Consider the following 14,804-nt stretch of genomic DNA (forward strand, 5'->3'; position numbering starts at 1 on the left):
GTTCGGAGGGATAAGCTTGAAGGAAAAACGGACATTAATGGATGTCGTCTGGCGCATTCTGCTTTATGCATGGTCGCTGACGATCATATTTCCGCTAATTTGGGTTATCTATGAATCACTGAAGAGTAATCCTGAGTTTTACCAAGATATATGGGCGCTGCCTTCGGAGTTCAAATGGCAAAATTATACGAAGGCTTGGAATCAATATGGCTTTGGACAATCGCTGTTAAATACCCTTTATTATGTGGGCGGAAGCCTCGTGCTGGGCCTGTTCTTCACGACGATTAACGCTTATGCGCTTACGCGAATGAATTTCAAAGGTAGAAAAATCATTTGGAGTCTGATTATGCTGTCCCTGTTCTTGCCAGGCGTCAATGCGCTCGTGCCTCAGTATGTCATTATGCGGGAACTGGACTTGACGAATAGCTTAACCGGGTTAATTTTGTTGTCCAGCCTGGGGGAAAGTGTATTTTATCTCATGCTGCTGGGTGGCTTTATGAGTTCTCTGCCGATGGAGCTGGAGGAGAGCGCGACGATGGACGGCGCTACCTTGTTCCAAAAGTTTTGGCGAGTAATCGTTCCCTTATCGACACCGGGAATTGTTACAGTAGCCGTATTTAAGTTCCTTGGCTACTATAATAACTTCTTAGGCCCTTTCATTTATTTGAGCGATCCTAAGAAATATCCGATTGCCGTGCAAATGTATTCAGCGAATAAGCAAATGGAGTATACGGCTGATTGGGTGACGCTGTTCGCTGGCGTTACGATTGCAATGGTCCCTTCCATTATCATTTACATCATGTTCCAAAAGCTTTTAATGGAAGGCGCGACGATGGGAGCGGTGAAAGGATGAGTGTTATGGATACCGTAAAGACGGGCTATAAGTTAATTGCCCTTGATCTGGACGGAACGCTGCTGACGGAGGACAAACGAATTTCTGATGAGTCCAAAAAGTGGCTCCGCTACGCGGTCGATCACGGCGTTAAGGTTATGTTCTCAACCGGCAGAGGCTTGCAGAATGCCAAATCATTTTGGGATGAACTTGGCTTGGATTCTCCAATGGTGCTTCTTAATGGAGCGGAAATTTGGGAAGGCCCCGGGAGGCTGCGGAAGCGTACCTTTCTACCTCGGGACACTGTTCGGCGACTGCACGAGATTGCCGTACAGCGGGGGCAATGGTATTGGGGCTACAGTGTGGAAAGCTTGACGAACGAGGATGTCTGGACGCCAGAGATGTTCGAGCGGGATTGGATGAAGTTCGGCATCGGCAGCCATGATGTGATGATGCTTGCACAGATAAGGGAAGAGCTAGAGAGCTGGGGAACGCTTGAGATCACCCGGTCAGCCCCGACTAACCTTGAAATTTCCGTTAAAGGGGTAACCAAAGAAAGCGGAGTACGCGAGGTTTGTGAAATACTGGGCATCTCCATGTCTGATGTCATCGCAATGGGAGACAGCGACAACGACGTCAAACTGCTGCAAGCAGCAGGGCTTGGCGTAGCTATGGCCAATGGCGAGGAGCACGTCAAAGCGATAGCGGGTGCAATAACCGCCTCTAATAATGAGGATGGGGTTGCTCTAGCGATACGGAAATATGTTTTTGATATGGAGTAAAAAAACGGTATGGGTTGAACGTAAAAATATAGAGGAGTGGTTACAGATGTCCGTTCAATCGAAAGAAATCGACATAAACCTGCTAGGTGGAGAAGCAGGCCCGGAGACGTTTGAAGGAGAACCGCTGAAGTGGCTTTCTCCGCTTAAGCCTCCTTTTCAAATTGTAGGCTTCCCATGGCTAGCCCAGGATGGTGTTTATCGTCGTCTCCCTCTTAATCCGGGGGTGCCTTTGCCATCCGCAGTCGATACTCTTGCCTATTGCACTGCTGGAGGCCAGATTCGTTTTCGAACGAATACTTCACGGTTAGTTATTAAGGTGCGTCTAGCTGGTCCTGCGAATATGTACCATATGCCCGCAACCGGGCAGTGTGGTTTTGACTGCTATTTAGGGGATCCCGGCAACCAGAAGTACATCTCCACAACCAAATTTAATCATAAAGATATAGAATATGAAGCACAGCTGTTTCGGTGGAATACCAAAAGAGATTTCGCTGTAACCTTGAACTTTCCATTATATCAAGGCGTGGAGGAGGTCTTGATAGGTATAGATGAGGATGCTGCTGTCAGTGCTCCTCCTTCCTATTCCAGCAATAGACCCGTTGTCATCTATGGTACCTCCGTTACACAAGGCGGATGCGCTTCGAGACCAGGCATGGCTTATTCCAACATCCTCAGCCGCACGTTACCGGTGCCGTTCGTGAATCTCGGCTTTTCCGGTTCTGGCAAAGGAGAGCCGGAGCTGGCTCAGATCATGGCGGATATTGAAGAACCTGGGCTCTATGTGCTGGATTATGAAGGCAACACTGGAGCAGCTGAGAACATAGCAAGAACGTTGCCTCTGTTCATCAACATACTAAGAGAGCGGCATCCTGAGGTTCCTATATTAATTGTCTCCAAAATCCGCAATGACGGCGACCATTTCTATGAGGAGAGGCAGGAGCTGTTTAATCACCGAAGGCTGGTGCAGATTGAGAACGTTGAACAGAGGCGGGCAGAAGGGGATAGTCATATCCATTTTGCAAATGGCTTCGAGCTGCTCGGGGAGGACTCCATCAGCGAAATTACCGTTGACGGAACACATCTGACCGACCTAGGGTTTCTTCGCATAGCGCAGTCGCTTGCGCCAATTATCAGACCGCTTCTTAACCTGTAGGTGAGGAAGAGAAAGCCTTGATTACCCGCTGATTACGGGTAATCTTGAGGCTTTTTTTGTTTTGGTTATTCAACAGGGATAATTTACATAACCTTAATTATTTCATGACAGTTAGATAACACAAGACCGATAAAATAACTTTAGAAGTTGAATAAATCAAATTTATTTATTAATTGGGGGGTTCTAAAATTTATGGACAAAACGTTTAAGAAGCTTGCATCCGTTGGTCTGGTTACAGCAATGGCCGTTATTGCAGCATGCGGTAACGGAGGCAATAACGCAAACAGCGGAAACAACGCTGCAAATGCACCAGCAGCAAGCAACGCGCCTGCAGAAGTCGCTGTATATGAAAATGGGCTTCCTAAGGATGAGAAGGTTACCTTGAAGGTCGGCTTCTTCGTTGGCGGATACGGACGCGAATGGTTCGATCATGCAGTTGAAAACTTTACAGCAAAGTATCCAAATGTATCGTTTGATATTACAGCTTCAGCTGATATGAAAACAATCCTCTCGACTAAAATCTCCGCAAACGATGATAAGGAGATGTTCGACCTCTTCAACACAACGCCAGCGGGCGGAATTGTATCCCTCGCGCAAGCGGGTAAGCTTGAGCCAATGGATGACATTTGGGATATGAAGCTTCCGGACGCACCGGATAAAACCGTTAAAGACCTCACACTGCCGGGCATGTACGAATCGACCACTTTGATCAATGGTAAAAGATATGAATTCGCAGCGTCCAGCAGCTTCGGCGGCTTGTTCTTCAATAAAAAGCTGTTTGATGAGCATGGCTGGAACCAAAATCCTAAAACATGGGATGAGTTCAAGCAGCTGCTTGCGGATATTAAGGCGGATGGAATCGCTCCGATTACCTTCCCAGGCATGCATCCGAACTATGTCGATTGGGCTTTCGGAGCAGCGAAATTATTTGAGCTAGCCGACATGAACGGTCACGCAGACCAATATATTGAGGACTACAAAATCTTTACGCTCCCACAGTATAAGAGCACAGAGGTTGTAGAGCACTGGAATCGCCTTTATGAACTGGGACAACTAGGGTATTTTGCTGAAGGCTTGCCAGCTTTGTCTCATACGCAATCTCAGATGCAGGTTATTCAAAAAGAAGCTGCAATGGTATCAACAGGAAGCCACGTTGAGAATGAAATGAAGGAAGCGACACCGACAGACTTTGACTGGGGCTTTATGATTGTTCCTTTCAGAGAGAGCACAGATCAGAAGCTTTGGGTAAGAAGCGGAACGACAAACTTCAATTACATTTGGGCAAACAAGCCTGAGCTGAACAAGAAATGGGCAAAGGAATTTATCGTTGAGCTGATGACGTTGGATAATCAGCAATATATCGCTGAGAAAGCGGGCGCTTTGCCTATGCGTAGTGACTTGACAGAAGATGCCGCTAGAACGGTTAACCTGTCCAGCTCGGCACAAGCTGTTCTGAAATACATCACAGAAAACGATGCACGAGCTTATAAAGCAAGCAGGTCTGTTAGTATTTCCGATCCAAACTATGCTCAAGCTACGAAACTAATGGATGAAAATACAATCAAGATCGTCTTGGGTCAGCAAGATCCGATGCCAATTTTGGAAGAAGCAGAAAAATTGCTGACGAAGGCTTTAGAAGCGCAGAAATAAACAGTTTTGCTGCGAGCGAGCGGGGAGGGCTTCCTCTCCGCTTCCTTATTTTAAAATAATAACGGCACCAGCCGCTTAAGTTTGTAGAATAGGAGCTGTCCTCCCATGTCTGATACGACTGTAGTAAAGACACAGCGCACTTGGCTGCAAAGACTGGGTCTTGATAAAAAGAACACGCAAAAATGGATTTTTCTGTTCGTTGCCATCGTCCCCCCCTTCGGAGGGTACTTACTGTTCACGCTATTTCCGAATATACTATCTGTTTATTATGCTTTTCTGGATTGGGACGGGTTTACAGAACCAAAGTTTGTAGGGTTCGATAACTTCGTTACGGCTTTCAATGACAAATATGTATGGCGTGCGCTCGGACACAACGTTATATTTATGCTGGCTATCCCAACGTTTGTTGTGTTGATTTCACTGCTGCTTGGTTATTTAATTTCGAATAAAAACTATCATGAAAATAAATTTTTGAAAGTGTTGTTTTTCTTTCCAAACGTGCTCTCTACGGTTGTCATCGCGCTCTTATGGGCGTTTATTTATGACGGCTCGTATGGCTTATTGAATGGGATCATTGAGCTGTTTGGATTCGACATGAAAAACTTTTATTGGCTTGGTGACGAACGGACTGCGATTTTAGCAGTAATCCCGCCCTGGGTATGGGGTGGGGTCGCCTTGTATGTGATCATCTTCGCTAATGCGATGCTGGCAATACCAAAATCATTATACGAGGCAGCCATTCTTGAAGGTGCAGGCCATATGACTCGATTATTTAAAATTACGATGCCGCTTATTATGCCAATTGTTAAGGTTGCAGTGCTTTTCTTAGTCGTTGGAACCTTGAAGAGCTTCGAAAATATTCTCATCCTGACAAATGGCGGGCCGTACGGGTCCACCGATGTCATCGGTTTGTACATGTTTAATCTGGCCTTTGGAGAGGAGTATCGGAACTACGGCTATGCTTCCGCGATTGGTATGATTCTCTTTGTTATATTAGTAACCGCCAAAGTGCTGACGGACAAGTTCCTGCCGAAAAAAGACGTAGAGTTTTAATTTTCATTCAAAGGGTTCGGAGGGATAGGGTTGAAAGAAAAGCATACATTTATGGATGTCATCTGGCGCATCCTGTTAATCTTATGGGCGCTGACGATTCTCTTTCCGCTTGCTTGGGTCTTCTATGAGTCACTTAAGAGCAATCCGGAATTTTTTCAGAACATCTGGGCGCTGCCAACGGAGTTGCAGTGGAAGAACTATACGAAGGCTTGGAACCAATACGGCTTTGGCCAGTCGCTTCTGAATACCTTTTATTATGTGGGCGGAAGCTTGGTACTCGGTATTTTTTTCACGACGCTCAATTCTTACGCGCTGACGCGTATGGAGTTTAAGGGGAGAAAAGTAATTTGGGGCTTGATTATGCTTTCCTTATTTCTACCTGGTGTAAATGCTCTCGTTCCTCAGTACGTGGTTATGAGGGAACTGGAATTAACGAATAGCCTGACAGGCTTAATTCTATTGTCCAGCCTAGGGGAAAGCGTATTTTATCTCATGCTTCTGGGCGGTTTTATGAGCTCTCTGCCGAAGGAATTGGAAGAGAGCGCAACGATGGATGGCGCCACGCTGTTCCAAAGATTTTGGCGGGTTGTCGTTCCTCTATCGACGCCGGGTATTGTTACGGTTGCCGTATTTAAGTTTCTTGGATTCTACAATAACTTTATGGGACCTTTCATATACTTAAGCGATCCTAAGAAGTATCCGATCGCGGTACAAATGTATTCTGCGAACAAGCAGATGGAGTATACCGCCGATTGGGTGACGCTGTTCGCGGGAGTAACAATTTCTATGATACCGTGCATTATCATCTACATTCTGTTCCAGAAGCTGTTGATGGAAGGCGCGACAATGGGCGCGGTGAAAGGCTGACATAGATTTTAACTCACAACCGAACTAAACAACACTCCTCAACTCACTAAAGACTGGAAACTGGCCTGCGATTCTCTGACCAAATATCCAGTCTTTTTTCATTACCATCCCATGGACCTGTAGATAGTGATAAGGCATATAAATTATTATATTTAGATTGTTGTCTTGTGAAGTGAGGAGACGGGGGATAAGTTGCAGTAAACCACCTCTGCCATCCACCATGTATTTCTGAAGATTAACCTTGTTAGTTCGGTCTCATTATGAATTATGGATAATAAATAATTACATGATACTGTACGATACTGTCCGTATTATTCCTGTAACTATGGGGTTGGTCTGCAATGAACCTAAGGGATTCACTTGGATTAACTATATGGTTACTGCCATCAATTGAAATTTCAAGAGTTCCTTGTAAAAGCACAATATATTCCTCTACTCCGGCGCTGTGTGCTTCGGATTCGTGATAGCAATACGGATCCATTTCCACAATATAAATTTCGAATTGCTTTTGTGGACTAAATGGAAAGAGGGGATAAGACCGAAACGAGCCTTTTTCTTCTAACAAAGGTTCCATATCGGCAATTTTAACAATAGATATAGAAGGACTTTGCTTTTCGATTAATGATGTGAAGGACAAATGAAGCCCATTCGCGATTTTCCAAATTACCGAAATGGATGGACTAGACTCACCACGCTCTACTTGTGCAAGCATTGCTTTGCTAACTCCGGTTAACTCCGCCACTTTATCGAGACTCAAGCCTCTGCTGTTACGAATTGATTTTAAATTTTTGCCCAATTTAACATGTATCGGTTCCATGAATTCTCTACCCTCGGTCTCTATTTTTTTACCCATCGTAACGTAAATAAACTCAAAAGTCGACTATTTCAAAAATTTATGTTGTACGCTATCTGATACGTATGTATAGTATAACGTATAAAGAGGAGGCGGAAATATGTCCAGCATACAGTTAGCACATTTTTTAAGCGAAAATTTGACTGAACTAAAAAGTAAAGGATTATACAACATAATCGATCCTTTGCAGGGGGCCAACGGGGCGACAATCATAATCGCAGGCAAAGAGTATATCAATTTGTCCTCAAATAATTATTTGGGATTAACGACTGATTCTAGATTAATCCAGGCAGCCGTAGAGGCAGTGAATATTTATGGCACAGGAGCGGGAGCTGTACGGACAATTAATGGAACATTAGATGTTCATCTACAGTTGGAAGAAAAATTAGCTCAGTTTAAGAAGACGGAAGCAGTTGTTGTCTATCAATCAGGATTTAATTGTAATATGGCTGCTATCTCTGCAGTGATGGATCAGAACGACGCCATACTATCCGATGAATTAAATCATGCTTCAATCATTGAAGGGTGCAGATTATCTAAAGCGAAGATTATTCGCTACAATCACTCCGACATGGATGATTTACGAAGTAAGGCGAAGACAATTAAAGAATCCGGTTTATATAAGAAAATCATGGTCATTACAGATGGTGTTTTCTCCATGGATGGGGACCTTGCCAAGCTTCCGGAAATTATTGAGATTGCAGCGGCGTATGATCTCATAACCTATGTGGATGATGCACATGGTTCGGGAGTTCTCTGTGGGGGCGCTGGTACAGTAAAGCACTTTGGACTTTCTGATCAAGTGGATTTTCAAATCGGCACGCTCTCCAAAGCTATCGGTGTCATAGGTGGGTACGTAGCCGGCAAGAAAGATTTAATTGATTGGCTCAAAGCAAGAAGCAAGCCGTTTTTATTTTCGACCTCAATGCCAGCTGCAGCTGTTGCACCCTGTATTGCAGCTATAGATATCATTAAGAGCAATCCGGAGCTTATAGATCGATTGTGGGAGAACGGCAAATTTTTGAAGAAGGGACTTCATGAACTAGGCTTCGATATCGGGAATAGTGAAACGCCGATCACACCGTGCATTATTGGAGATGAAAAGCTGACGCAGCAATTTAGCAAAAGGCTTTATGAAGAAGGTGTTTATGCCAAAGCGATTGTATTCCCAACTGTACCAAAAGGCGGCGGAAGAATAAGAAATATGCCAACTGCAGCACATACTCAGACTATGCTAGAAAAGGCATTAGCGATCTATGAAAAAGTAGGAAAAGAGCTGAAGCTTATATAGAGGGGGTATTCAGATGAAAAAAATAATGGTTACTGGCGCATCGGGTCAAATTGGTACAGAGCTAGTCACTAGACTGCGGCAAATTTATTGTACGGACCAAGTAATTGCTACGGATATAAAACAAGTATGTAAACACGAGGCAGCAGGTCCCTTTGAAATTTTAGACGTAACCGATCCCCAAGCCATGTACGATATCGCGAGTAAACATCAAGTAGATACAATCATTCATTTAGCTGCGCTATTGTCTGCAACCTCGGAAGCAAAACCATTACTTGCGTGGCAATTGAATATGGGTGGATTACTCAACGCATTAGAAGTTTCTAGAACATTAAATTGCCAGCTATTTACTCCAAGCTCTATCGGTGCATTTGGACCTACAACACCCAAGAGTAATACTCCGCAAGATACCATCCAAAGACCAACTTCCATGTATGGCGTTAGTAAAGCTTCAGGGGAATTATTGTGTGATTATTATTATAGAAAGTTTGGAGTAGATACTCGCGGGCTGCGGTTTCCCGGAATCATCTCCTATATCACTCCGCCGGGCGGAGGAACTACTGATTATGCAGTAGAAATTTTTTATGATGCCGTTCAGAAAGGCAGTTATACCTCTTACATTTCACAAGGTACTTTTATGGATATGATTTATATGCCTGATGCCCTTGATGCTATCATCTCACTAATGGAGGCAGACGCTTCCAAGCTCAAGCATCGCAATGCTTTTAATGTATCGGCAATGAGTATCGAGCCAGAAATGATTGCAGCAGAAATAAGAAGGCATATTCCTCACTTTAAAATCGCCTATCAGGTGGATCCAGTCAGACAAGCGATTGCCGATAGCTGGCCTAATGCAATCGACTGCAATGCTGCCAAGGAAGAATGGGGATTTTGCGTACAATATAATTTGGAGAAAATGACTCAGGAAATGCTCTCGCAAGTGTCCATTAAATTTGCTGGTTAGAGTAGCCTGCCATGGTTTTATTGCTTGAACTCTTATCTGGAGGGGAATCATGGCGATAAAACTGAAGGGGATTAAAGCAGCCAATTTCCCCGTAATGCCCGAGGTTAAGCCACCTACTGAGCTGTTCAAAATACCTAGTCATCGTGTGATCGGACTAACGATGGATGCCGAGAAAATATTCAAGATTTGTAAAGAACGATTAAAGGTATTAGGATTGCCTGAGGGCTCCCGAATGCAACCTTGCAGCGAATTATTGAAGAACTGGAGTATGCTCATGACTTAATGAAGCAGCTCGGATGCACCGTTATTAACGTTACCGATAAGGCCATTGAAGAAACAGCCGGTATTATTGTGGAATATCTTTAATATTTTCGTAAGGAAAACTGAAAGCTGTTACAATTAATCCTGCTCTGACTCAGGATGATGATGCGATATGTATTTGGTATGTCTTTATGGCGAATTTCTTAGTAAGTTTACGTATTTCCAGCCTTCTCTGCTCTCCGTCCTTGTTATAAAACCCTTCATCATAGAGCAATTCTTTCAAAACTCTTTTTGCCGTATCAATAGCTAAGTTTTCTTTCTGTAAAAGGAAATAACATATGCTGTAACACTCTACTTCATAGTCCTTTAAGCAGGATGCTCGCTCGATAAGTGTTTTCACCGCATTATCTCTCCTAACCTTTGCAAATGCTGAAGCCTAATGACATGCTTCAAAAAGTAAGTGTAAAAGTTAATCATTCTCCTCATTGTATGAGTTAGTATCATTAAGCATAAGTACCAACTTTTTGTAGTACCGTTTAACTTGACCTAGATGGAAGAGAGGATGCAGTGCTGAGGAGGGGAGTATTTCTTTCTGATGGAGTAACAGTTCCAGCCAGGAGAGCACATGAGGCTCTTCTGGCTGGACGTTTTTCAAATATTGGAGGCTTTCATTATAATTAGAACATTACTTTATCGATCCCATTGCTTGAATCTTTGTTTTGACCTTCACATTGATTTCTGCTTTCGATAGGGTATCCCCCCAGTTATCCTGAACTTTTTTCCAATGGGAATACTCATAAGCTCTCGCATACATTCCGAGCCCAATCGGGTCGATTTTGGCTTTTTGGATTTTTTTTATCAATTGAAGAAATTGCTTTTGCAGCTGGTCTTCAATTTCCTTTTCCAATTTAGGTGCTTCCCGCTTGACGTCAAAAGGAAATAAGCGCTCCTTTATGGATATTCTCATGTTAACTCCGATATCAAATATAAACTTGTCATCCTTATAGTTTGTTTTTGTTTTAACAGAAATGGCCTCAGGCAAAATGTTTAGAGTATCCTTATGGAAAATCCCCTCATTCGACAGCTCGGGAACGAGAATCGTTAAGGAAAACTCCCCCTCTGTTTGATGCTGCATGATTCGGAGCAGTTGGGTTTCATCAGAATTAATGGACAGTTTGTATTTACCGGACTGCGCCAAAAGCGCTGTGCCCGTCAGTTTAATTTGTCCATCTTCTTTAAGCTCCGAAATACTAGGCGTTAATCCTTTATCTGCAACTTGACGGCGAAGCTCTTGAGCGGTCGTTGCTACTGTAATATTTCTTAGGTGAGCGGTTTCAATCAGCTTTGTCAAATAGATAGGTAGACGTGGCTTGTCTTTAGGCTTGAACTTGATAACATCCGCAACAGGACCGTCAACCATAACAACTTGAGTCATAACCGTATTTTTACCATCCCTAAAGAGGACATCTAAAACAGGGAACCAATCTTTGTGCTGTAGAACACGTTTGCCAATGAGCAGCATTTGGAGCTTGCCTCGGCTAGTTAGAGCAGTGACCGTGGCATCAAATTGTCGCTTGGATTGGCGAAGTGTAAGGGCTTGAACGATACTAGTCTCTTCCTTTTCTTTCGCCTCTGAATTAAATACAGGGCTGGTTGATGAAATGACAAGGCGGTCCTCTTCATCGAGATCAATTCCCAGTACCAGGGAAAGCGAGATGTCTTCAATATTGATTTGATCCACACAACCCGGAAGGATTGACAGCGCCATCAGCAAACAAAATAGGTAAACACGTTTCATTAAGATACTCTCCTCGTAAAACGTTTATAGAGAAGGACATACAGGTATAGAAAAAATGGAAACACATAGGCGAACCATACTCCTGTTTTACTTATATTTTGCTGCCATTGTTGCGCCTGATTCCATGAAGGATGGACAGCAATAATGAGTGTAATAATTAGCAGGAAGATTACAGCGGCATACAGAGGCGGAGCCTCCTTCCCAAACAATTTGCCTGTGCTAAAGACCGCTCCAAACATATGAGTCAGCCAAGCGGTTGAAATGATAAATAGGTAAAGAGCTAAAAAAATCATGTCAAAGCGTTCAAGAAACCGAAATTCAACGACTTTCAAGAAACTCAGCAGTGGTTGATTATAGCTTGTAATATCATCGGGGCTGAAATATGTGAAGCAAATTAAGGTGATTCCTAGGTAAACGATTAAAGTCAATGAATTGGCAATAATGACTCCACGAACAGCAAGCTCCTTTTTCTGTAGAAAAGGATAAATAAAAAACAAGCACTCAAAGCCCTGAAAAGAATATATGGTCGTTTGTACTCCATCAAAAATTGGCCCCCATCCTTCTTTGATAACAGGAAGCATGTGAATCCAATGACTTTCTTTCAAAGGGGCCATTAGGATAAGTGGCATCCAGATCATTAGAAAAAAAACGAGTTCATTGTATCGTCCTAATACACGCAAACCGCTGCGAGCAACAAAATACCCTGGGACAATCAATAAAATCATGATCCGATAGTCCGGAGTTAGTGGTAAAAACCAGTGCTTTACGAAGAGCATGGTGAATGTAAGTACCGTACAAACAAAGAATACAAAATAAGCAATGACTGGGATGATTAAAATCTTTCCGATGACTTTGCCAAATAGGCGATTATACAGATCTGGCAATGTATCGGTGGGGTATTTTTTAAAAGTCAGCACGATTATAATACAGGCGATCATGCTGAGGACATAGCCGATAAGGAGGGATATCCAGCCATCGGTTCCTGCTTTAATTGCCAAATCCATTGGCAGTGAGAATATACCTGTAGCTACTTGAGCTCCATGAACGATAAAAATAAACTGCATAAAAGTAATTTCATTTAAGGCGTATTTTTTCATGGTTCTTCCCCTTTCTGAGAATTATCTAGTCTGACAGATTGAACTGCACTAGTACTTTTAGGTCGCTTGATCATCGTCCATAGAGGCATACGAATAAATACATCTTTCATATCAGCAAATCTCCAAGGAGCTAGTGGACTGCCATAAGGGGTACCTAGCGATTCAAGTGATACGAAATGACCAACTAAAGCAATCGCACCGCAAACAATGCCCACAATCCCAAACATTGAAGCCAGCAGCATCATTGGAAATCGAAGTAGCCGAATTGAAGCGCCCATATCGTAGCTGGGAATAATAAATGAAGCGATAGCAGTAGAGGCAACAATAATTACCATAATATTGCTGACAATTCCTGCTTGTACAGCCGCTTGACCGATTACGATACCCCCTACAATTCCAATGGATTGTCCGATTGGCGCAGGTAGCCTAATGCCAGCTTCTCTCATCATTTCAAGCATTATTTCCATCAGGATAGCTTCCATAATCGGATGGAACGGAACGCGGGTTCTCGTCTCCGCAATCGACAAAATGAGCTGTAAAGGGATAACTTCGTAATTGAAAGAAATAAGCGCAATATATGCAGCGGGAAGAAACAAAGCAATAAATAAGGCTAAAAACCGCAGGAGCCGAATAAAAGAAGCGATCAGCCATCTGCTGCTGTAATCGTCCACACTTTGAAAAAAGGATACAAAGATTGTCGGAGCAATCAGCACAGTTGGAGACTTATCCACAACGACAGCGAACCTTCCTTGAAGGATATGGGAAGCTGCACTGTCAGGTCTTTCAGTCAATATAAATTGTGGAAAAGGCGAGTAGGGATTATCCTCGATGAATTCAACTAACTCCCCTGTATTACAGATGGCATCTACATCAATCTGTTTAATTCGTGTTTCTAGTTCCTTGAGTACATCCTTATTGGCCACGTCATCTAAATATAGGATCGAAACCTTAGTTTTACCGCGTTCCCCAACGATTTGCTCCTTAATTTTCAATTCACGGTGTGGTATATACCTGCGAATTAATGCAATATTTTGGCCACCGGTTTCCACGAAGCCCATATGTGCCCCTCGAAGGGATGCTTCAACTTTAGTGTCTTCAATCGACCTCTGCGGCCATCCTTTCGTATCAAAGATGTAAGCTTTCGGTTGGCCATCGACAAAAAGTACACTATCTCCAAGGAGTATTGCATTTTCAACCAGATTCAAGTCCAATACCACACGAAAGTCCCCGACACTCACCGCTTCGTTCACTTCAAACTGCTTATCGGGAGCATTATGGATCAATTCCTGCAAAATATTATTGTCAATAGAGGTCATATCAACCATACCGTTTATATAAGCAAGTGCTGCAGAAGCTTCCTGCTGATCCTTTTGAAACTTCCGAATATAAAAATCAGGAGCTAGATTGAATATTTGTTGAAGGTATTTGATGTTAGCAGATAAATCACTTTTAATAAGAACAACATCAGAGGGAGGTGCGGTGTCCTTTGTCATGCGGTATTTGGAATTGCTTTTTCTAATCATTAGCTTTAATAAGGCGAACATCGATCATCATCCTATCTAAATTAATTAGTGTGATATTTTGGATAAAAAAGAAATGGCATTTTTAGGATTACCTAAAGCTCTAGATAGATACATTTTCTGAGCAATAAATGGACAACAAAAAAACCTCCCGCTCTTTTGTAAGAGTGAAAGGTTTTTGAGTGCGTTTCAGTTAGGCATCTATTTCTTCATTAATGTTCATGTGAATTTTATCCTCTTCATTGTCACGAATCGTCTTTTGTAGAACGAGACAAGCGACAATCAGAAAGGCGCCAGCAATTGCATAATAGCCTTTTACATACAAGGGCTCTTCGAGTGTGTAAATACCGATATATTGAGCGAGGATCGCGATAATAAAGCCTGCCCATGCCATGAAGGAGAAAGCAGCGGTGTTTCTAGCTCGATAGCTTGGATTGTAATCCTTCAGAAATTTGTCTTCATCGTTGTCCCTTGCTACCTTTTGCAGGAGGAAGGACGTTATGATCAGAAGAACTCCAGTTACCGCATAATAACCTTGAACGGACATGGGCTGCTCAAGTGTGTAAATCCCGATAAACTCAAAGCCGCAAGCGATAATGAAGGCCGCCCAGGCCATAAAAGTATACGTAGGGGTATTGCGACGGCGATAAAAGTTAGAGGGTTTGCGAACATGCATAGTTTCCATT

15 protein-coding genes and 1 pseudogene are annotated in these 14,804 nt (G+C 43.0%); 10 read left to right on the forward strand and 6 right to left on the reverse strand.

The window, feature by feature from the left end:
* Positions 1-16: 16 nt before the first annotated feature.
* The 6 genes from AC0YN7_RS24365 to AC0YN7_RS24390 all read left to right on the forward strand — a co-directional run bounded on the left by AC0YN7_RS24365 (position 17) and on the right by AC0YN7_RS24390 (position 6,337).
* Positions 17-853, forward strand: a complete 837-nt coding sequence (locus tag AC0YN7_RS24365) for a carbohydrate ABC transporter permease (RefSeq protein ID WP_475812618.1) — start codon at positions 17-19, stop codon at positions 851-853.
* Positions 850-1,614: a Cof-type HAD-IIB family hydrolase gene (locus tag AC0YN7_RS24370; protein ID WP_475812619.1), complete on the forward strand. Its 765-nt coding sequence runs from the start codon at positions 850-852 to the stop codon at positions 1,612-1,614. Before AC0YN7_RS24365 ends, AC0YN7_RS24370 begins: the two co-directional genes overlap by 4 nt.
* Positions 1,615-1,660: 46 nt before the next feature.
* A complete protein-coding gene (locus AC0YN7_RS24375) occupies positions 1,661-2,767 on the forward strand; it encodes an SGNH/GDSL hydrolase family protein (protein ID WP_475812620.1) in 1,107 nt (368 codons plus the stop codon).
* Between the two features lie 192 nt (positions 2,768-2,959).
* Positions 2,960-4,417, forward strand: coding sequence for an ABC transporter substrate-binding protein (locus AC0YN7_RS24380; RefSeq protein ID WP_475812621.1), 1,458 nt, complete (start codon positions 2,960-2,962; stop codon positions 4,415-4,417).
* Positions 4,418-4,522: 105 nt separating this feature from the next.
* Positions 4,523-5,470 (forward strand): carbohydrate ABC transporter permease, encoded by a 948-nt coding sequence (locus tag AC0YN7_RS24385; protein WP_475812622.1) that lies wholly within the window; start codon positions 4,523-4,525, stop codon positions 5,468-5,470.
* Between the two features lie 30 nt (positions 5,471-5,500).
* Positions 5,501-6,337: a carbohydrate ABC transporter permease gene (locus tag AC0YN7_RS24390; RefSeq protein WP_475812623.1), complete on the forward strand. Its 837-nt coding sequence runs from the start codon at positions 5,501-5,503 to the stop codon at positions 6,335-6,337.
* 265 nt (positions 6,338-6,602) lie between these two features.
* Here AC0YN7_RS24390 and AC0YN7_RS24395 read toward each other — a convergent pair whose 3' ends face one another.
* Positions 6,603-7,154 carry a helix-turn-helix domain-containing protein gene (locus AC0YN7_RS24395; protein WP_475812624.1) on the reverse strand — a complete coding sequence of 184 codons (552 nt, stop codon included), beginning with the start codon at positions 7,152-7,154 and terminating at the stop codon, positions 6,603-6,605.
* A 136-nt stretch (positions 7,155-7,290) separates the two neighbouring features.
* Between AC0YN7_RS24395 and AC0YN7_RS24400 the strand changes: the two genes are divergently transcribed.
* The 4 genes from AC0YN7_RS24400 to AC0YN7_RS24415 are packed head-to-tail and all read left to right on the forward strand — an operon-like array spanning position 7,291 to position 9,808.
* Positions 7,291-8,481 carry a glycine C-acetyltransferase gene (locus AC0YN7_RS24400; protein WP_475812625.1) on the forward strand — a complete coding sequence of 397 codons (1,191 nt, stop codon included), beginning with the start codon at positions 7,291-7,293 and terminating at the stop codon, positions 8,479-8,481.
* 13 nt (positions 8,482-8,494) lie between these two features.
* The gene (locus AC0YN7_RS24405) at positions 8,495-9,442 is read left to right on the forward strand and encodes an NAD-dependent epimerase/dehydratase family protein (protein ID WP_475812626.1); all 948 of its coding nucleotides are present in this window, start codon (positions 8,495-8,497) and stop codon (positions 9,440-9,442) included.
* A gap of 49 nt (positions 9,443-9,491) precedes the next feature.
* The gene (locus AC0YN7_RS24410; protein WP_475812627.1) at positions 9,492-9,725 is read left to right on the forward strand and encodes a kinase/pyrophosphorylase; all 234 of its coding nucleotides are present in this window, start codon (positions 9,492-9,494) and stop codon (positions 9,723-9,725) included.
* Positions 9,725-9,808 carry a hypothetical protein gene (locus AC0YN7_RS24415; protein ID WP_475812678.1) on the forward strand — a complete coding sequence of 28 codons (84 nt, stop codon included), beginning with the start codon at positions 9,725-9,727 and terminating at the stop codon, positions 9,806-9,808. The genes AC0YN7_RS24410 and AC0YN7_RS24415 overlap by 1 nt, the downstream gene beginning before the upstream one ends.
* Before the next feature lie 580 nt (positions 9,809-10,388).
* On the opposite strand, the gene AC0YN7_RS24420 is transcribed toward AC0YN7_RS24415, so the two are convergent.
* The 5 genes and pseudogenes from AC0YN7_RS24420 to AC0YN7_RS24440 form a co-directional block, all read right to left on the reverse strand.
* Positions 10,389-11,501 (reverse strand): Ger(x)C family spore germination protein, encoded by a 1,113-nt coding sequence (locus tag AC0YN7_RS24420; RefSeq protein WP_475812628.1) that lies wholly within the window; start codon positions 11,499-11,501, stop codon positions 10,389-10,391.
* Positions 11,501-12,598 carry a GerAB/ArcD/ProY family transporter gene (locus AC0YN7_RS24425; RefSeq protein ID WP_475812629.1) on the reverse strand — a complete coding sequence of 366 codons (1,098 nt, stop codon included), beginning with the start codon at positions 12,596-12,598 and terminating at the stop codon, positions 11,501-11,503. The genes AC0YN7_RS24420 and AC0YN7_RS24425 overlap by 1 nt, the downstream gene beginning before the upstream one ends.
* Positions 12,595-14,091: a spore germination protein gene (locus tag AC0YN7_RS24430; RefSeq protein WP_475812679.1), complete on the reverse strand. Its 1,497-nt coding sequence runs from the start codon at positions 14,089-14,091 to the stop codon at positions 12,595-12,597. Before AC0YN7_RS24430 ends, AC0YN7_RS24425 begins: the two co-directional genes overlap by 4 nt.
* Positions 14,092-14,311: 220 nt before the next feature.
* Positions 14,312-14,512 (reverse strand): YiaA/YiaB family inner membrane protein, encoded by a 201-nt coding sequence (locus AC0YN7_RS24435; protein ID WP_475812680.1) that lies wholly within the window; start codon positions 14,510-14,512, stop codon positions 14,312-14,314.
* Between the two features lie 60 nt (positions 14,513-14,572).
* A pseudogene (locus AC0YN7_RS24440) lies at positions 14,573-14,794 on the reverse strand (YiaA/YiaB family inner membrane protein); the annotation flags it as partial.
* Positions 14,795-14,804: the final 10 nt, after the last annotated feature.

The organism is Paenibacillus sp. J31R122, assembly GCF_056269185.1.